Origin of the sequence: Brucella sp. NBRC 14130 (assembly GCF_040371715.1) — a bacterium.
GTDB lineage: Bacteria > Pseudomonadota > Alphaproteobacteria > Rhizobiales > Rhizobiaceae > Brucella > Brucella intermedia.
Genome location: NZ_BAABTE010000029.1, coordinates 1 through 18,216, shown reverse-complemented (window position 1 = coordinate 18,216; position 18,216 = coordinate 1). Strand labels below are relative to the sequence as shown.

Here is an 18,216-nt window from a genome sequence, read left to right as displayed (position 1 = left end):
TCGTATGTGCGCCTTTAGCATACAAAACTTGTTCAACTCCGCCTTTCACATTGTTTCCGATTTCAAAAACGTTGTGAAACTGCCGATGATGGTCCAGATTACGACCAACTAACGCGAAGCAGGAGGCTGAGATAAAGGCATGGCTAGGCGCTCAATCGATGAACGTATTGCCGAACTGGAAGAGCAGGCCAAGGCATTGAGGGCGCGCAAGTCCCAAACAGATCGGGCGAATGACACCCGCAGGAAGGTAATCCTCGGCACCCTGCTTCTGCGAGATATCGAGGGCGGCGGCGAGGCATCAAAGCTCCTGCGCGGTTGGCTTGCGAAGGAGCTTCCCGGCCACCTGACGCGCGAACATGACCGCCAGATTTTTGCGGAGCTGCTGTCGGAAATCAGCAAGCCCGATCATGCTTAGTCGCCTTATGCCATTGCTGCGCGGTGATCAGGATGAAAGCCTGACACGCGCGAAATGGGCCTTCCTGCTGATGGTGGGCTTGTCGGTTTACTCGATTGTGGGTCAGGGAGCAGACCACATAAAAGCGCCGATGAGTGGCGTTGCGTGGCTGATTGGGATTGCGGTTTTTGGATTTTTTGCGGTCGCCGCTTCGCGGCGACAAGGTGCCCGTGTCGTCGGTCAGTACGTGCAAGGAAACCACGGCGTTCGCCGCGTTCTCGTATTCGCTGGCGTACTATGGGCGACTGTCATTGGATCGGCGTATGTCGCCCGCTTCATCGTTAACACGTTGCGCGATAGCGCGGTGTATGATCCCGGTTACAACACCTATGTCGCGGGCGCTCCTACGGTCGCGTTCATCGTCGCGACAGCGGCGCTCCTGCTGGTCATTTTTCTGCTCGGTCGGTCCGCTCTGAGTTCGCCGGATGGGGTCAGCCGGGAGCACATGCGCGGGGCCGCTTTTGCCAGCAGGGAAAGCTACCTTGCGGAGCTTGAAAAGCGTTATCCCAATCGACCGCCTGCGGCGGCGATTGCGGGGGTTCCGTTCCCACCGGGACACGAGCGAATGCACACCGCAATCGCCGCCTCGACCGGCGCGGGAAAGACCACAGCGCTGCGCGGCCTGCTCGACACGATCCGGGCACGTGGGGACCGGGCAATCGTGCTCGACAACAACAGCGAGTTCATGCGCGCTTTCCGTCAGGATGGCGACGTGATCCTGTCACCCTTCCATGAGGAAAGCATGGGGTGGCGGCTGTCGAACGAGGCGCGCGATCTGCATGATTGGGACCGGCTCGCCTCCGGCTTCGTGCCGGAAGGAAACGGCAATTCTGCCGAATGGCACGACATGGCCAAATCTCTGTTTGGGGCGGTCGGCGCTGGCCTGTTCGAGGTCTATGACGGCAAGTTCTCCAATGCCGAGCTACAGCGCGTCCTCATCTCGGCCGAGGCCGACGAGCTGGCCCCGCTTGTCGCCGGAACCACGGCCGAGGTTCTGGCCGCGTCTGACGACTACAACGCGCGGCGGCTCCAGTCCGTCCGCATGAGCTTCATCGCCAACCTGAAGGCATGGCGCTACGTCAAGGACGGCGATTTCTCGCTGCGTGACTGGATCGCCTCCGACACATCCGAATGGATGTTCCTCCCCTACTCCGACTATGAAATGACCCTCGCCCGCGATCTGCTGGCCGCGTGGGTCGATATCATGGTGACGTCAGCGCTCAACCGGCGCGAAGGCCCCTCCCCTGCCCGTACCACGTGGATCATCATTGACGAGCTGAACTCCCTCGGTGAAATCCCGGCGCTGCTCGTCGGCGCGACCCGCCTGCGCAAGGCAGGTGTCGCAATCGTCGTCGCGGTGCAGGACTTCGCGCAGCTCCGCGAGACCTACAGCGAAAACCGGGCCGAAACGCTGATGAACAATTTCAGCAACAAGCTCGTGCTGCGCACCACCGAAGGCAATGCGGCCGAGTACCTGTCGAAACAGCTCGGGGACAGGGAGATGAAAGAGGATCACACCAGTTTCGCAACTGGTGGAGGCGGCTCCCTCACCTACTCGGCCAACATTGTGATGGAGCGGCTTGTGCTGCCCTCGGAGATCCAGAAGCTTCCGGATCTGGAAGGCTATCTGAACTTCGCCGGTGACTGGCCGGTGATAAAGGTGAAAGTGCCTCTGCCGGGGCAAGAGGCGTAAGGACGGTCACGGAGCCACGCTTTTCCAAGGCTCGTCCTGGTAAAGCGTGGCGGGCGTTTCCAGAGGGGCGGAATAAGCGGTCCCGGCGCTTCGCGCCGGGGCTTTGTCAGTGAAGGCCCTCCGGCTCTCTACGGCGCAATGTGGAAGCGCGTTCGCCTCCGGGCCACGACGCGGCTAGGCCGCGTCCGCATGTCAGGCAACCGCTAGCGTCAGGTGCCCGACCGGATCGGCCGTAGGCCGCACTGTGATCTCGATATCGTAGCCAAGGCGGTTCAGGGCGTCCATCAGCTTGCGCTCTGACAGGTTGGCGGAGTCACCACGCAACAGGGCCGACACCTTCGGCTGTGGAAGCCCCATGCGCCGCCCCGCTTCCTCCTGCGTCAATCCAAGCCGCCGCACGGCCTTGGTGATTTCGATCATCAGGCCGGATTTCACCTTGAGCTTGTCGGCGTCAGGTAGACCGAGATCGGCAAAGACATTGCCGGAACTGCTCGTCACCTCGATTCCATTAACGACGCGCGTTTGCATCTCTCATCTCCTTGGCTATAGCCTCGGCTACCTTGAGCCGCGCCTTGATAACGTCCATGTCTTCTTTCGGCGTGGCGATACCGCTTTTGCTCTTCTTCTGGAAACAATGCAGCACGAACACCGCTTCCTCGTACCGAACCGTGTAGACGGCCCGGTATGTGCCGCCCACATCGTTCTCGACCACCTCCAAGACGCCAGCGCCGCCAAAGCCCTTGAGCACTTTTGACGCCGGATGCTGCTCGCCATGCTGCGCGAAATGCAGCGCGAACCCGACCGACTTCCGTACATCGGCCGGGAGCTGCATCAGGTCTTTGTAGCTGCTGCCGATCCACTCAAGCGGACGCTCTTCCTGCTTCATACAAACCTTATACCTGTTCTGGTATATTTTTCAACCATGATCGTTTGGCAATCGAGAAAACATGAAATCATGCAATCATGAAAACATGTTTGCCTGTTATTCCTCGGCCTCGCGAACCACGGGGAAATTGTATTTCACGAAAAGCAGGTTCAGTGCCTCAGCGACAAGCCGCTCCTGTGGAATCCGCTTGCCCTGCGGGTCGCGGGTTCGGAAGCTAAGTTCTTCCAGCGTTTCCCAATAGGCAGGCGGGAGATAATGCGTCTTGGCCGTCTTGTTCGCCCGCGACGGCGCGACGTAGCTCCCTGCGGGCTGGACGCTGCGAGCACGACGCTTCGGCTCGGTCAGCGTGTCGGAAGCGGCCTCGATAGTCGGCGCGTCGGCCGCTGGCTGCTCGGCGGTTTTGATGGCGCTTGCCAAGAGAGACGGCTTGCGGCTCATGCTTTCATCCTTTCATGCTTGCCTGCAATCATGCTTGCCTGTTCAGTGAGGAATGCGAAAAGACCGGCGATCTCCTGTGCTGCTCGCCCATCCGGCTCAAGCTCCTGAGCCGTCTGGCCCAAGGCCGGGGCATCTTCTTGGGCTTTCAGCCGGGACATGTGGACCGGCGCAACACTCATGTTGAACCGCTCGGCAATAGCCAGCGCGTCGTCAGCCGCCCTGCCCCCGGCGTTCGGGTGCACCAGATTCAGCACCACGAAGGCGGGCGGACTGCCTGCCATGTCCAGCAGGCGCTTTAGCGGCTCCAAGGTGTCGATTGCGAAAATTTGTGCCTGTGTGGGGATGATGACCATATCGGCATGCTTGGCCGCTTCGGTCGATGCGCTGTCCATCTTTCCGGGCGTGTCGATGAACACCCAATCCATGCCAAGGCCGCGATAGGCGTCTAGCGAGCGCCGGATAGCCCCCGGCTGGATCGAGGCCACATCGGGGCCGTCCCCTTCGCGGCGGTCGAACCAGTTCACGGCGTTTGTCTGCGGATCGAGGTCGAGCAAGGCTGATTTCTTACCGGCCCGATGGGCGGCGACCGCAAGCGCCGTCGCTATCGTGGTCTTGCCAGTCCCACCTTTTTGAGTGCAGAACGCTACTGTAATCATGTTTGCATCCTTTCATGCAAGTTAGATTGCATGCTTTCTGCCAAGCATGAAAGCATGTTTGCATTGCAAAACCGTTAATCAGTCCTCCGTTTCCTCCGCTGCCATCGGTTCATCGCATTCGCCGCACACCAAGCGGACGCCGGGTTTCGCCCAAGCGTTCATGTCACATGACGGGCAGGTGTAGCGGGTCTTGCTGGCCGACTTCGCCTTGCGCTTTTTGCGGGCCTCGGCGTCGTCCCATAGCTCGACATAGAGGGCGGAAAAGTCGGGTTGAGCCGCCAGATCGGCATACGCGCGGGCGTAAGAGCCGCCCTCGATGATGTAGTGGCTGCACGATTGCCCGGTCTCCTTGCCGCCCGGTCGGCCGGTGTCTGACGGGTGCAGGCCAATCGCGTGCATTTTCGCCGCCCATTCCTTGTTGTGGTAGCCGGAGCGCGACGGCTTGCCGAAATGGTGTTGCCAGAGATGGGCCATTTCGTGCGCGAGCGTCGAAAGGCTCTGCTCATCGGTGCGGCTTTTAAAATGCGACGGGTTCAGCGCGATCTCGTCGGTGATCTCCGCGCCGTCCTTCGATCCAAACCGCCCGCCCGCGAAATAGCCATAAGCCTTGTTCTTGCGCTGCAAGGTCACGAGGCAGGGCGGCAGCTCGCCCCCGAAAAGGCGCTTGTTGAAGAAGTCGAACGCCTGATTCAGTGCGGCGTAGGTTTTCGCTGTCGGATTGGCGGGGGACATGAAAGCCTCTTTTGTTTCGTACGATACAAACACAATCGCATATTTCATGCTTACATGCAAGCATGTTTGCATGATTTCATGTTTGAGCGCCGACCTATCCGCCCGCTTCCTCTCGAAAGCCCATGCGACAGCAGCGGCAAGCGCGAATCTTGCGGTATTTTGGCGCTGAGGATGCGGCTTGGGGTCTCAGCCGTCAGCCAGACGGTGGTTTGCGGCTAGCAAACCGCTGAAAGCGGCCCGTAGGGCCACCGTTTGGCTGATTATCAGGCTGTCCGTTTTTATTTTTAAATCCGTAGGTATCTGTGGACGCCGGTTTTTTGACACCCTTGAACTTAAAACCAAGATTGGGCCGAAAGCGCTTCAACCAGCTTAGCCAGGTCTTGCAGACGATGGTGATGATGTTGGAAAGCCACTTGTTCCGCCACTGTGGCCGGTGCGCGACCTTGATCAAACCGCGCGCTCTTGCCTTCCTGATGGCGTTTCGCGCTGTCGTCTGGCCGACCCCGGCGCGATCTGCGATCTCTGCGACGGTGCAGCGGCACGCCCCAAGCTCACGGACATCGGCCGCGACGATATAGAGCGCTGCGCGCTCGCCCTCGGTGAAACCTTCGTAATCGTCGGCCGGGGGTAGGGCGGCTAACCCGCCTAGACGCTGCTTCCTCGCCCATCGTTCGGGATCGCGCTTGCCGCTAGCGGCCTGCTCTCGCGATTGATCGGACTTCGCACGCAGTGGAAACCAGCTCCGCGTAGGGGGGAGCCGCTTCTGACGTGCGCTTTGGAGTTCGAGCCGTCGAACTTCGGCCATCTGACGGAGGAGCGATGTTTCTCGGTCATCGAACTGCCCGCCACACGTCTGCGACAGAGGCCCATGAACGAGTTGGATAAAGTCGTTTATTTGGGCCTCAGATGTGTACCCCGCAATCGCCCGGATCACAGCAACAAGATTGTCCACGCTCGTGCCTGTAGGGCGTAGGCACGCGTCCGCTCTCGGTGCCCCTGCAAGCACCGCTCCTACTTGTCCAAACATAGTCCTTCGTCCTCCTTCGGGAGGGCATGGACAGCGGACAAAGATTCTGCGTTCCCGCAAGACTCATGTCTTGCAGGGTGGCGGTCTCTCGACTATGTTGGAAAGCAGTTTCTGGGGCTTCCCAACAAGGTCGTTCCGACAATCCAAAAACCCCTTACCGCGCCAACGGTCAGGGGTTTTTCGTTTTATGCCCTCGGTGCGTTCTCGATATAGAACCTCAAAGCTTCTTCAATGATCGGTGCGCGCGATTGCACGCCCCGTTGCTCCTTGAGTTTGTCGATGGCTTCGACTAGCTCAGTAGGAACAAAGGTGGTGAGCGACATACGTCCAGCGGCCGCCTGCCGCGCACGATGCGCAGCTACGTCCTTCCGAATCTGTTCCGTACGTTGCTTCATTCTTACATGTAAGCGATGATTTGGCCGATTCTGCAACCCCTTATTTCTCAAGGGGGTGATTTTCGCGCCATGGGAGCCGCAGAACGTCATCCGCGCCCACCTGTGAGGCCGCGCAGCTCGTCGCGCATGAAGTCCCCGAACGGTGCCTTTGCCTCGTAGACACGGCCTGTTGCTGCCTGCCAAGCGCGATACCTGAACATAAAGGCTTGGGTGAGCATCGGGACCGAGAAAATCCCGACCGCTATGAGCGGCGACCATGAGCCAGAAAAAGCGCCCCATGCGCCTGCCAGCGCAAGGCTGGTTAAATCGATCTGCACCAGCAGCCGGGCATGTCGCTCGCAATAGTCGCGGCGCTGCACCGCTGTGTCATCCAGCCACGCCCCGTTCAAGATCGCCAGATCGTCGAGCGTGACCACAGTGCCGCAATGATCGCAGCGCCGCGTCTCGTCATCGTTGGTCGGTTGAAGTAACCCGTCCGTACAAGTCGGACAGGCGGCGCGATCCACCCGGAAAGCCGTACGGGCAGCGGCGGCGACGTATCTGTGCTCGTTCTTTACAACGCCGGGGATTATGCGAACTGGCGGTTTAACGGCCATCCTTGCCTCCGTGATTGTTGCTCCGGTTCACATCGAATCCAGAAATTAAAGCACAATCAATAATAGATGGCGAATCCTGAGGCAAATTATAAAGTACATATGAGTTTCACAGTGTTTTTGATTTCAAAAACACTGTGAAACTATTTGCTTTGCTCGGATTCTCGATTGAGTTAAAATCTTTTAATACTGCAATTACACAGTGTTTTTGATTTCAAAAACAATGTCGAATTCGAGGGCGGCATGGAAAATCAACCAGATATAGCGGAGCTATTCACACCCGAAGATTACAGTGCGGGCCTTGTATTCCTGCGGCGTATCCTCGGCTGCACGTTCGATTACCTATGGGTGCCGGGCGGGCAAGCGGCCCCAACTGGGGGAACCTGCGACAACACAAACGACATTCTGGCCCAGCTCGTCACCACCTTGAACGTGGCGATGCTCGCGGTGATCGCGGTTGTCGCAACTTACCTGATTTTCGCGAGTCTGAAGAACACGGCCAATGATGGCGAGGCGGGCGGGCGTTCGATGAACCCAAGCTGGACGCTTGTTTTGGCCGGGGTGGGCGCAATCCTCTGCTTCCCGGCCTTTAATGGATACAGTGCGCTGCAAGTTGGAACGATGCAGGTAGCAGTCTGGTCCTCGGGCCTCGGGGATGCGATGTGGCGGCTCGCCGGGGAGAAGATGGCGAGTTCTACCGCCGTCAACAAGACGTTCACGAACCTGAATGAAAGCGGCTGGTGGAGTGATGGCGGCGATGGCACCGAGGCCGATCTGCGGACGGCTATAACGCAGGCACTACAGGCCCGTGTGGGTGGTGAGTTGTGCAAGCGCTCGCTGAACAAAAGTCTCACCGCGATGGCGACGACAAATGGTCAGATTACCCCGGTTTCAGGGGCAGAGGTACGAGATACACAGGAAGGATTTGCGCAGCGTAGCATCTACTTCAAAGCTCCTGCTTCGCTGAATGATAGCATCGGGCTTTGCGGCGGCGTCACGGCCACCTATTCCATTGAGAAGACGACCCCGAACGCACAGGCGAACGCGAACACCGATCCGTCAAACTTAGCGATTCAGAACCAGATCGCGGACACAATCAGCAAATACGCCGCGCGGACAGGTAAAGCCGGAGCCGATGCAATCCTCTCGTCGCTCGATACCGAAGCGCAGAAGCTGACGGATATCCTTTATCCTACGGATGGTCCTCGCAAGCGCGGCCCGGCAGAAGTGGACGCCATAGGCCAATCGATTGCAGCGGTCGTAGCTGCGGCGAAGCAAGCCATCAACACGCAGTTTCAGCAATCCGAGCCTGAACTGCGCCAAATCACTGCGCAGGCAATGTCTGCCTCGAACAGGAACGGCTGGTTCTATGCGGTGCTGTATCAGCGCATTTTGGTGAATGCGACCTCTGCCCGCGACGGCATCCGCAAGGGGATATCTGTCTCTGCCACCCCTGCGTCCCGCGATCTCGCGGCTGCATGGGGCTGTGTCGTATCCGGCTCTTGGGCGGTCTGGAAAACAACCTGCTCAAATGAACTCGAAGTGTTCTTCAAACAATATGCATCTGATGTGGCCAACCTCGATCAGATGTCGGGCACATTCTTGAACAGCGCAAACCGCGATAGCGGATTAGGCACGAACTCATCCGACATTGCGGCCATTCGCGGCGCTGGAATGGGCTGGGGCCGTCTGACCGACTGGATTATTGGGATGATGGGCCAGAACAATGAAGGCAACTCCCTGAACGGAGAAGGTTGGGCCGATCCTATCCCGCAATTGCAGACGACAGGCGGGGCCATACTCGCTGCTGGTGGTACTCTCGTTACAGCCGCCAAGGCGGGTGAAATAGGCGCGGAGTCCGCTATCGGCAAAGCAAGCTTAGGTGGTTTCGTCTTTGGGAAGGCGCTGGAAGCAGTCGGCCCTGCGGGATGGCTTCTGGTCGCCTTCGGATTTTTGCTGGCCGTAGTCGTGCCGTATATGCCGCTGATCTATTTCTTTCTCGCCGCGCTCTCGTGGCTGATCTTGGCGGTGCAGACGATCATCACAGCGCCGTTCTGGCTGATGCAGATGTTCTATCCAAACCGCGACGGGAGCCTACAGGGCACCAGCATCGCGCGGGCGTTGATGGTGCTGCTGGCATTGCTGGTGCGCCCGGCTCTCATCATCATCGGACTTATCTTCTGCATGATGCTCATGCGCGTGGGGCTGGATTTCCTCAACATTCTCACACGAAACGCATATGCGGCCATGGCCTATGCCGGGCCGCTCAGCGCCGGGGGGCAGTTGAGCAACATCGCCTTAGCGGTAGGTGGATTCATGATCTACGCCTCGGCGGCTGTAGCGCTGGTCTCCATCTGCTGCGGCCTGATCGACGGTGTTGGAGATCACGTGATGGATATGGCCGACGCCGGTATGAGCCGTTACCTCGGTTCTCAAGCGCAGCGCGGGGAGGGGATGCTTGGAAATCCGGCTGCTGCTGCGGCAGCGCAAATTGCCATTGGCGGGCGCGGATCGTTGGCCGGAACCGGCAATCAGGTTTCCCGTCTGCGTCAGCAGAGGGATAGCAAGCAGCTCTCCGGCACAGGAGGTAAAAAATAATGAAGCCAAGGAAAGCATTCTTGCGGTCGATTATCAGCGCCGCTGCTCTGTCATCCATACTCGTCACCAGCTCGGCCTATGCCGAACCGCTGACGCTCACAAAGCTGCGCGCGCCGGAGAGCCGAGACCCAAAAAATGGCATCGGCACCATCATGCGCAACGTGTGGGCCGACGAAATCAAGGCTGTAGGTGGGCGGGCCTACAGCTTCTCCTACGGCCTGTTTAAAGCCGGGTCCGCACAATATCTGGTGTCGTCGTTCCGGTCGGCCGAGTCATGCAGGCCGGATGAATGCACATGGAGCGTACAGCGCCTTACGCCGTCCTATGAGGTCGCCACCTCGGGCAAGCCGTTCACTGCCTGCGGCGCGCTCAATCAGCTCGACGTGACGGAAGGCAGGTTGACCATCTGCGGAACGGAGGTCGATCTGCCATGATCCTGCGCCGATCCGCTTTCGCAGTCAGCATTTTGCTGGCGACAACCGCCCTGACCGAAGCCCGAAACGCTCAACCAACCGCGACGGACTGCGGCGGCTTCATGCGCAATATCCGCCAGTCCGAAGGCTCCGGCGACTATTCCACCAACACCGGGAACGGTTTTTATGGGGCCTATCAGATGGGCGATGAGGCCCTGCAGGATGCCGGGTACATGGACGCTGGCGGCAACTGGACCGGCAAGGACGGCGTGAAATCGCTGGATGATTACCTGTCGAACCCGACCGCACAGGACAACGCCTTTCTGGCCTATGGTGAGAAGAATCTGAGCTACCTCGGCAACTGGCAGCAATATATCGGCCAGACCATAAACGGTGTTCCGGTCACGCGGGCCGGACTAATCGCCGGTAGCCATCTCGTCGGCGCTGGCGGTCTGAAATACTGGCTGACGAGCGGCGGCGACTGCACCAACAAGGGCACAGGCTCCGACGCGGTAGACGGAAACGGCACCTGCGCCGGAACCTACGTCGCGGAAAATCAGGTCAACGAACAGTGCACCGGGGGAGAGGGCGGCGGGGCCGGTTCCTGCTTGGTGGCGCACCCTGTCACAAGCCCTGTGGTTTTTTCCGAATACGGCGCTTGGGATCGACCTGGCGCTGGCGCGGGAAATGGCTGGCATCGCGGATCGGACATTTATCCGCAAGGGGCGCAGGGCCATGCCTCAAACGGTCAGCCGCTCTTTGCGGCTCATAACGGCAAGCTCACCGTTGGTTCTATGGGTGTGAAGGTCACTGGCGATCAGTTCCGCACCCTGTACCTTCACTCGGCTTCACGACCCGACCCGAGGGACGTAAGCGCCGGAGAGGAAATCGCCAAAATCGGTGATGTGAAATCGGCCGGTAAACCGCATCTGCATTTCGAGGTGCAAGTACCTGCAAGCGCGATCTCCGCAACAAAGTGCGTGCCGGGATCGAGCACGGACGATTGCGCCTTTCCGGCCGATGGCAACAAAAAAGACCCGAACGGCTATGCGACGGCCGACGCGCTGCGATCCGCGTCCCCGAACACATGGTATTATGTGAATCCGGAGCGCTACCTGAAGGAGCGTGTTCCGGTCGTCGGCATGGCGGCGGTGCGCGCCGGTCGCAACCAGACTTTGCCGAATAGCTGCACTCCCGGCCAGACCGTGGCGGAAACACCTTCCAGCTCTGGCGACAGTGACAACGCGAATGCGATGGCTGGCGGTGAGGGCACCTATATGACCAGCAGCGGCAGTGCCATCGCGAATGCCGACGCCGATCTCCGCTCCCTCGCCATCAACATGACACGGCAAAGCGCGCTCGAGCTGCGCGCCGCTACCTCGAGCGCGCAGAACCTACAAGGCCACACCGATAGCGCGCTTGCGCACATGCTTATGCTGATGACACGGGAAGAGGATGGGCTATGAGCGACATCATGAGGACCGCCGCACTTGCTCTAGCCGTTGTCGCCCCGGCAAACGCCATTGCCGCGCAAAGCTCGCTGGATGGCCGCTATGCTTACTATCTGGCCAGCACAGCGGCCGAGACGGACAGAGGGCCGCGCAACGATGCGGATTGCCGGAAATTTCTGGCCTCTGACCTCGCGGATTCCACTGAGCACCTGACCATTGCCGGGAACCGTTGGGACGATAATCAAGACGTTTCCGCTGTGACCGGCAATGTCGAGATGGGGCAGGGCAGGGGCAACGTGGTGCCGTTCACGATCAACGTGGAGAGTGAGGCGGCTGACGGAACCGGCGACGGCACTACCCCGGCAAAAGGGACCGTCACCCGGATTGGAAGGCTGGCGATCTCCATCACCATCGACAGTGAGGACGGCCGGAAGGTGCTACATTACTGCAAGGTAGGTTAGGAGCGCTCCGGCCGCTGCAAGGCGTCCAGAATGGCTTTTTGTGTTTCCAGCAGCTCGCGCTGAATCTCGATCAGGGTATCAAGCCGCTCTTTGGTGTCGATGCGGGCAACCTCATTTTGAAGCCCTAAGTTTAGCAAGACCCCATATTCGTTTTCCGGGTTTGCAATCAGCTTTCTGCCGTCAAAATACGTGGGATCATAGAGCGAGCGCACGTCTGGCAGCTCTGCGTTCTTTTCCGGGCCTCTTCCTAATAGATTACGCAACATAGTCCTTCTCCGTCCCTCGCTCGATCTCTGATCCTTCAAGGGCGCAGTATAGATGAATCACCACGTCATTGAACCCGCGCCTATTCAGCCATGAAAAAGCGGCATCCTGAGAGACTTCGAACAGATCGCGCATGATCATGAGGTAATAACCGGAGTGCTCTGCTTTGTAGAGCGTTTCCGTGTAGCGCTGCGTTGCTGACGGGCTGTCAAAGTCCTCATAGGTGGCAACTGCCGGAAGACGCCAGACTTCTGACGATCCTGCGATTTTACGGACTTCCTCGATCATGACGACACTGGCTCCTTGCTACACGCATGGATTCTGCGCGCAAGCGGTGCATAAATCAAGACTTTTGCACCATGAGCTAAGATGCTGATTTTGCACCCTCTCGCACGGTGCAGAAATCTGGTGCATAAACGACCCATGATTTATGGATACGCGCGAGTCTCGACGGATGGACAGGATGTTGCAGCACAGGCGGAGGCGCTGCGCGCGGCAGGCTGTGAGACGATTGTGCGCGAGGTGGCCAGCGGAGCGCGTGAGCGCCCCCGCCTAAAGGGTCTGCTCAATAAGCTGAACGAAGGGGATGTGCTCATTGTAACGCGGATCGACCGCCTCGCCCGATCCTCGTTAGACCTGCACCTGATCCTCGACACTGTGGCGAAGCGCGGAGCCGGATTCCGGTCCTTGGGTGACGCATGGGCTGACACCACAAGCCCGCATGGTCGGCTACTACTGGCGATCCTTGCCGGGCTTGCGGAATACGAGCGCGAGCTGATCAAGGTTCGAACCGGCGAAGGGCGGGCGCATGCCAAGGCGCGGGGCGTACGGTTCGGTGCGCCGACCAAGTTGACCCCCTATCAGCAGCAGGAAGCGCTTGAGCGGCTGGACAGGGGAGAAGCGCCTTCCGTTGTGGCGCTATCCTATGGTGTCAGCCGATGGACCATCCAACGGCTACGATCCGACCGGAAATAACAGCGGGGCCAGCAACCGCCGACGACTAGCCCCCGTAGGCCCGCTCTCTCACATAGGGCTGTAGGGCCGTAGGGGGCGGGTTATCTTGCTCGGGTTGCCATCTCGCTTGTGTGGCCTCTTGAAACTTGGGCGACTCAGCGTAAGTTCTGCGGCGGAAACGGCGCTCGGCAAAAGCGTTTCTTTCTATCTTACTATCGACCCCGGACGGGTGACCGTCTGGGGTTCGGCTTTTTAAGGGGCTGGCGATTGAAGCAGACGAACGGCGGGCTGTTTCCGCTCCATTGCTTTCGACAGCTCATAATTGGCCTGCAAAACCATCCATGAACGAGCCGTCCCGACGCCAGCTCGCTCTAATCGGATTGCCAGATCAGCGGTGATGCCCGAACGGCCGTTGACGATACGCGAAAGCGTCGAGCGCGCCATTCCGAGGCGCTGAGCTGCATCAGTCACATCGATGTTGAGAGGCGCTAGAACATCCTCGCGCAATATTTCGCCGGGATGGGGGTGGTTCTTCATGATCATGCTCGCTTCCTAGATTTTACACACCCACTGACGCCTTGCCCCGGAAGCCCGCTCTCATGGGCGAAACATCGACGGAGCGAGCCGGGAGCGCACAGCTTTCATCGTGGGGTAAGGTGACACACCTCGCTCGGGGGGCAATCCCTTCGGTGGCTTCACTGCTCCGTCTTCGACGCCGAAGACATCCAGTGCGTCAAAATAGTTATAGGCTCCTAACCCCTCAAATTTGTCGGCTTGCAGAATAACTGCCTGTTCCGCCAGCACCGGGGGCGCGTCCTCGGGCGGCAGCTCGTCATCGATAACGAGCGCAATAGCGTCAGACGACCAACCGCCCCACTGCGCAAGCTCCTGCCATTTGGTGCCGTCAGGGATAACGGGCACCATCCATTCCGAGTGCCACAACTCGCGGCGCAAACCCTGTTCAATCAAGCGACCGTGCAGGGCCTCAAGATCGTCGGGCCACGTCTTCCGCCATGTTGAGGTTAGCACGAGCTTGGCCCGCGCGCGGTCACACAGCCTGACCAACAAGCCGATGCTGGTCTGATCCAGCTCTAGGTGTTTCATGCGGCTTTCGACCGGCAAACGCCACAGGGGCGCATTGTGTGCCGTGGTCCAGCTCCTGAAGGACAAAAGCACGCCGTCAATGTCGATGAATATCAAGTGGCTTGGTGTACCAGAGGGTTCAATCTCGGGCGGCGGCATCACGGCCCGAATGGCATCCTCTACGCGGCTTCTATCGAAGAACGTTTCCAACAGACTTGGAAGTTTATCAGGGTCGGTGAAAGATCGCTCGAAACGATACCCGCCTCCCTCGACATTACCAAGCAATCCCCAAGCATTATCATATGCCTTTTCGATACTCTCATCGCTCGGTCTGGCAATCAATTCGAGATAGACCGTGAACCGCTTGTCTCCATCCGATCTAACTTGCACAAAAGAGTGCAGCCCGAAGTCTAAACGCACTGGCAATTTCAGATGCTCAAAAGATACCCGCATCGGCAATTACTCCTGTTATCGGTCGAACCGGTCATCTCGATCACCTGTGCCGTGCTCCTGCCGTTCGGTCGAGCGTTCGCCGCTTCGGGCCGTTCGGTACGCCTCTGCGCGGTCAAAACCTTTTTCCTGAGCGGAGGTTTGCTCCTGCCGCTCACGCACAGCCAGGTACGCGGATCTCCGGTCTATGGAGGGTCGCGCGGCCTGCCCGGCGCTGACCTCCCTTTGATGCTCGGCCTCGACACTCGCCACCTTGGCTTGCCATGCTGATTCCGCTTCGCTGACGGCGGCGGAATCCGCACTGTCGCTCTTGGCGATGCCTTCTTGCATCGCGGAGCGGTTTTCGCCGGTCAGCTTGTCCTGATTGGCCTTTTCCTTCTCCCGGTGCGCGTCGTTCTTCTCACGGGCGATGGCCTCATGCTCGTGCTTCGTCTCTTCGAAGCTCTGGGATATTTTGCTCATCGGCCCGCCTCCTGCGGATTAGTTAGCGGTCGAACCGCTCATCTCTGTCCTTTTTGAATTCATTCGTTGCCCTTTGGGCGTCTTTCCGCTGCTGCGCCTCATCGACGGCGGCTCGCCGGTTCCCGATAACCCGCATTCCCTTGAGTTTTGCGACCTCATAGGCTGCGGCGCGGTCGGCAGGCTTGTTTTGCGGTTCCGGTCGAGCTGCTGCCTGCGCTACAGGCTGCGCTCTCTCGGGTGACGCCGGAGCGCGGGTCTCTGCGCTGTCGAAACGTGTGGCCCGGGCAAGGGCCTTATCGCGAGCGGCGAAATAGGCCGCGCGGTCAATTCCGCCCGTACGGGGCGCGAGATTGGGCGACGGAACTGGTGCAGCCTCTTCCCGCTCCGCTGACCGCTCCTGCTCGGCCTCTGACTGCTGCCGGGCTTCCTCGCGGGAGATCGGCATGTAATCAAGCGTGACCTCCTTCGATCCGTCTCGGCCTAGCTGCTTTTCAAGCTGTCGATAGGCCAGCTCGTCGGGGTCGATGACCTCCCACGCATTGCGATGCGCCTTGGTGCCATCAGGCAGGGTGATTTCCTGCCGCCCCGTCTGTTCAAGCGCGATCCTGTCGCCGATCTCCGGCGCTGCCTCTCGCACGGCGCGCTCTAGGTCCACGCCCCATATCGTTTGCCGCTGGCCGTTATCATTGGCGACTGTCACGAAATAGCTGTCGCGGTTTTCCGGGTTGTTCTCGAACGGCGCTTTCCCATGCTCGACAAGACGACCGCCGCCCCGCTCGAAATCTTCGCGGGCGGCATAGAGCTTCGCCATATCGCGATGACGGGTCATCGCTACATAGGTCATGTGGCGGTCCATACTGGTCGTCGCCAGCACAAACGTCCGGTCCACGGTGTCACCCTGCGACTTGTGGATGGTGGTCGCATAGCCATGATCGAAAGCGGTATATTCCGTAGTCGGAACCTCGATCCGCCTGCCACTGTCCAGCTTGGCGACGATCCGACCCCGCTTCACCGCCTCGACGGTCCCAAGGGTGCCATTCATGACGCCAAGGCTGTCGTTGTTCTCAAGGAACACGATGCGGTCGCCCGCGGCGAAAGCCCGCGTGCCTTTGTCGGTCAGGAAATCCAGCTCGCCAGCCTCCGCGCCCTGCGCCAGCTCGCCACGCGCCTGCAAGGTCACCCTGATTTCAGCATTGAGGGCGGTAACGTCTGCATTCTGATGGGCAAGAATGACACGTGATCCCTCCGGACGCTGTGCACGATCAGCTAGGTAATCGGAAAGAAGCGCGCTGCGCGCCGTTTCCCGCGTTTCCTCCATGACGACGCCGCCGCGATCTTTGTAAGCGCGCAGCGCCTCGGCCGTCTGTTGCTTGGAGAATTTCAGAGTGGCGTCGGCCTGCCAGTTCTCGCGCTGCCGGCGGACTTCGACCAGCTCGGCCACGCCGGCGCGCTCCCCGATCGCGCGGAAAGCCGCGCCCGCCCCGATCGACTGCAATTGCTCATGGTCGCCTACGAGGACAATTTTCGCGCCGCGTTCCTCGACCTCCCGAATAAAGCGGGCAAGCTGGCGGCTTCCGATCATCCCGGCCTCATCGAGGACGAGCACGTCCCCCTTGCCGATCTGAGCCTTTCCCTGTTGCCAACGGCTCTGCCACGAGGCGAGGGTGCGGCTCTTGATACCGGAAGATTCCCGAAGCCCGAAAGTCGCCTTGCCGGACAGGGCGGCACCATAAACGCGATAGCCCTGCGCCTCCCACGCCTCACGCGCCGCTTCAAGCATGGTGGATTTTCCAGCGCCAGCGATACCCACGACAACAGCAAGCCGGTTATCACCGGTTACATGCTCGACGGCGCGCCGCTGCTCGGCCGACAAGCCCGCATCGGCTATTGCCTTGGCCCGCTCGCCCTCCGTCATCTCGCCACGCGCAACCTTCGCGGCTGTAGCCTTGGAAACGCTGGCGCGGATTTTCTCATCCTGCGCCCACATCGCTGTCGCGACCTTACCCGGATGAACTCCATGCGATCTCTCGGCCGCAAGTCGGTAAGCCGACTCGATCATGTCCGATTCAATCGTGAACATTTCCAGCGTCGTGAAACGCTCGATTCCGTCAGCCTTATCGCCGCGCAAAGGCACCAGCTCCGGCGCTGCCATTATACGGGCCAAAGCACCCTGAAACGCCTCGACATCATCATGGATATACCGATGCAAGGCGCGGGCGATATCCTCCTTGGTGAAGACGCTTTTTTCTCCACTTAAAACGTCAATTATTTGCTCGGGTTTTTCCCGGATAATCTCCGCATTAGATCGCGCGTTTTCGGCGTCAATGCGCTCGCGGCTTATCACAGCGCCCTTGCGCTCTACGGCAGTTGCGTGAACGCCAACATGCCGGGTTGGCTCTATCTCAAGCCCACGTGCTTTGTGTGACCTATGATCTATGCGAACGTCATGTCCGGCCCGCTCAAGAGCCTCGTTCGCTAGCAGCTCCCACGCAAGACGAACCTCTTTCATCTGCAAGCTTGTCGTCGGCATATTACGGCGAAGAAGCTTCTTGTTCTCCCATTCGATAACCGTCTTTTCGCCCAGCCCTGCATCCGATATTTGCCGGGTTGTCATCATGATATGCGCATGATGGTTTTTCTCGCTTCCGCGCGGGTCCGGCTTATGGATTGAAAAGTCTACCGCCCCGCCGAATCGCTCAGCCAAATCTCGGGCAAACGCACGCGTCAGCTCCACACGCTGTTCCTCATCCAGCTCATGCGGCAGTGCAATTTCAAACTCTCGCGCAACGCGAGAGTCTTTGCGTTTCTCCTTCGCCTCAACCGCGTTCCAGAGTGCCCCGCGATCTAACGCCCATGCTGCGTTCGATCCGGTCGGAATAACGATCTCCGAATGAACGACGCTCCCAGACCGGCTGGAAAAGTTATAGGTGTGCCCCTCCTTCTCGTTGTGCAGGGACGTGCCGGATCGATACGCGGCAGCAGCTACGGAGCTGCGGCCCGTTGATCGAGATATCGGCTTCACCTGACAATGAAAGATCGCCATCTTTCGAACATGCCAGAGGCAGAGTTGCGCAGCAACTCGTATGTGCGCCTTTAGCATACAAAACTTGTTCAACTCCGCCTTTCACATTGTTTCCGATTTCAAAAACGTTGTGAAACTGCCGATGATGGTCCAGATTACGACCAACTAACGCGAAGCAGGAGGC

Annotated in this window: 22 protein-coding genes; 7 read left to right on the top strand and 15 right to left on the bottom strand. The window is 59.3% G+C overall.

The window, feature by feature from the left end; translation table 11 throughout:
* Nucleotides 1-139 precede the first annotated feature (139 nt).
* Entirely contained in the window at nt 140-415 is a 276-nt protein-coding gene (locus ABWW28_RS26500) for a mobilization protein (protein ID WP_353392813.1), read from the top strand.
* Nucleotides 408-2,147 (top strand): type IV secretion system DNA-binding domain-containing protein, encoded by a 1,740-nt coding sequence (locus ABWW28_RS26495; protein WP_353392811.1) that lies wholly within the window; start codon nt 408-410, stop codon nt 2,145-2,147. The genes ABWW28_RS26500 and ABWW28_RS26495 overlap by 8 nt, the downstream gene beginning before the upstream one ends.
* A 192-nt stretch (nt 2,148-2,339) precedes the next feature.
* Here the strand turns inward: ABWW28_RS26495 and ABWW28_RS26490 are convergent, their stop codons facing one another.
* From ABWW28_RS26490 to ABWW28_RS26455, 8 genes are all read right to left on the bottom strand, one after another.
* On the bottom strand, nt 2,340-2,675 hold the full coding sequence (locus tag ABWW28_RS26490; protein WP_353392809.1) for a helix-turn-helix domain-containing protein: 336 nt from the start codon (nt 2,673-2,675) through the stop codon (nt 2,340-2,342).
* Nucleotides 2,656-3,033, bottom strand: a complete 378-nt coding sequence (locus tag ABWW28_RS26485) for a type II toxin-antitoxin system RelE/ParE family toxin (protein WP_353392808.1) — start codon at nt 3,031-3,033, stop codon at nt 2,656-2,658. Before ABWW28_RS26485 ends, ABWW28_RS26490 begins: the two co-directional genes overlap by 20 nt.
* Nucleotides 3,034-3,129: 96 nt before the next feature.
* On the bottom strand, nt 3,130-3,471 hold the full coding sequence (locus ABWW28_RS26480; RefSeq protein WP_353392806.1) for a chromosome partitioning protein ParB: 342 nt from the start codon (nt 3,469-3,471) through the stop codon (nt 3,130-3,132).
* On the bottom strand, nt 3,468-4,127 hold the full coding sequence (locus ABWW28_RS26475) for an AAA family ATPase (RefSeq protein ID WP_353392804.1): 660 nt from the start codon (nt 4,125-4,127) through the stop codon (nt 3,468-3,470). Before ABWW28_RS26475 ends, ABWW28_RS26480 begins: the two co-directional genes overlap by 4 nt.
* A gap of 78 nt (nt 4,128-4,205) precedes the next feature.
* The gene (locus tag ABWW28_RS26470) at nt 4,206-4,907 is read right to left on the bottom strand and encodes a SprT-like domain-containing protein (RefSeq protein ID WP_353392802.1); all 702 of its coding nucleotides are present in this window, start codon (nt 4,905-4,907) and stop codon (nt 4,206-4,208) included.
* 145 nt (nt 4,908-5,052) lie between these two features.
* Complete coding sequence (locus ABWW28_RS26465; RefSeq protein WP_353392800.1) at nt 5,053-5,811, bottom strand: winged helix-turn-helix domain-containing protein; 759 nt, start codon at nt 5,809-5,811, stop codon at nt 5,053-5,055.
* A gap of 260 nt (nt 5,812-6,071) precedes the next feature.
* On the bottom strand, nt 6,072-6,371 hold the full coding sequence (locus tag ABWW28_RS26460) for a ribbon-helix-helix domain-containing protein (RefSeq protein ID WP_353392799.1): 300 nt from the start codon (nt 6,369-6,371) through the stop codon (nt 6,072-6,074).
* Nucleotides 6,368-6,877 (bottom strand): hypothetical protein, encoded by a 510-nt coding sequence (locus tag ABWW28_RS26455; protein WP_353392797.1) that lies wholly within the window; start codon nt 6,875-6,877, stop codon nt 6,368-6,370. The genes ABWW28_RS26460 and ABWW28_RS26455 overlap by 4 nt, the downstream gene beginning before the upstream one ends.
* Nucleotides 6,878-7,117: 240 nt before the next feature.
* Between ABWW28_RS26455 and ABWW28_RS26450 the strand changes: the two genes are divergently transcribed.
* From ABWW28_RS26450 to ABWW28_RS26435, 4 genes are read left to right on the top strand one after another with little or no spacing between them, the layout of a single operon-like run.
* On the top strand, nt 7,118-9,472 hold the full coding sequence (locus ABWW28_RS26450; protein ID WP_353392795.1) for a DotA/TraY family protein: 2,355 nt from the start codon (nt 7,118-7,120) through the stop codon (nt 9,470-9,472).
* 20 nt (nt 9,473-9,492) lie between these two features.
* Nucleotides 9,493-9,906, top strand: a complete 414-nt coding sequence (locus tag ABWW28_RS26445; protein ID WP_353392793.1) for a hypothetical protein — start codon at nt 9,493-9,495, stop codon at nt 9,904-9,906.
* Nucleotides 9,903-11,351: a M23 family metallopeptidase gene (locus ABWW28_RS26440; RefSeq protein WP_353392791.1), complete on the top strand. Its 1,449-nt coding sequence runs from the start codon at nt 9,903-9,905 to the stop codon at nt 11,349-11,351. Before ABWW28_RS26445 ends, ABWW28_RS26440 begins: the two co-directional genes overlap by 4 nt.
* Nucleotides 11,348-11,797, top strand: coding sequence for a hypothetical protein (locus ABWW28_RS26435; RefSeq protein WP_353392789.1), 450 nt, complete (start codon nt 11,348-11,350; stop codon nt 11,795-11,797). The genes ABWW28_RS26440 and ABWW28_RS26435 overlap by 4 nt, the downstream gene beginning before the upstream one ends.
* Here the strand turns inward: ABWW28_RS26435 and ABWW28_RS26430 are convergent.
* Nucleotides 11,794-12,063, bottom strand: coding sequence for a hypothetical protein (locus tag ABWW28_RS26430; RefSeq protein ID WP_353392787.1), 270 nt, complete (start codon nt 12,061-12,063; stop codon nt 11,794-11,796). The genes ABWW28_RS26435 and ABWW28_RS26430 overlap by 4 nt on opposite strands.
* Entirely contained in the window at nt 12,053-12,349 is a 297-nt protein-coding gene (locus ABWW28_RS26425; RefSeq protein WP_353392785.1) for a hypothetical protein, read from the bottom strand. Before ABWW28_RS26425 ends, ABWW28_RS26430 begins: the two co-directional genes overlap by 11 nt.
* 135 nt (nt 12,350-12,484) lie before the next feature.
* On the opposite strand from ABWW28_RS26425, the gene ABWW28_RS26420 reads away from it, so the two are divergent.
* A complete protein-coding gene (locus ABWW28_RS26420; protein ID WP_353392783.1) occupies nt 12,485-13,036 on the top strand; it encodes a recombinase family protein in 552 nt (183 codons plus the stop codon).
* A gap of 231 nt (nt 13,037-13,267) precedes the next feature.
* Here ABWW28_RS26420 and ABWW28_RS26415 read toward each other — a convergent pair whose 3' ends face one another.
* The 5 genes from ABWW28_RS26415 to ABWW28_RS26395 form a co-directional block, all read right to left on the bottom strand.
* Nucleotides 13,268-13,558, bottom strand: a complete 291-nt coding sequence (locus ABWW28_RS26415) for a HigA family addiction module antitoxin (protein ID WP_353392781.1) — start codon at nt 13,556-13,558, stop codon at nt 13,268-13,270.
* Between the two features lie 54 nt (nt 13,559-13,612).
* Nucleotides 13,613-14,551 carry an HAD domain-containing protein gene (locus tag ABWW28_RS26410; protein ID WP_353392779.1) on the bottom strand — a complete coding sequence of 313 codons (939 nt, stop codon included), beginning with the start codon at nt 14,549-14,551 and terminating at the stop codon, nt 13,613-13,615.
* A gap of 15 nt (nt 14,552-14,566) precedes the next feature.
* The gene (locus ABWW28_RS26405; RefSeq protein WP_353392777.1) at nt 14,567-15,010 is read right to left on the bottom strand and encodes a hypothetical protein; all 444 of its coding nucleotides are present in this window, start codon (nt 15,008-15,010) and stop codon (nt 14,567-14,569) included.
* 22 nt (nt 15,011-15,032) lie between these two features.
* Complete coding sequence (gene traA / locus ABWW28_RS26400) at nt 15,033-18,032, bottom strand: Ti-type conjugative transfer relaxase TraA (protein WP_353392815.1); 3,000 nt, start codon at nt 18,030-18,032, stop codon at nt 15,033-15,035.
* On the bottom strand, nt 17,932-18,216 hold a 285-nt coding region (locus ABWW28_RS26395; protein WP_353392817.1), incomplete at its 5' end, for a hypothetical protein. The genes ABWW28_RS26395 and traA, both read right to left, overlap by 101 nt.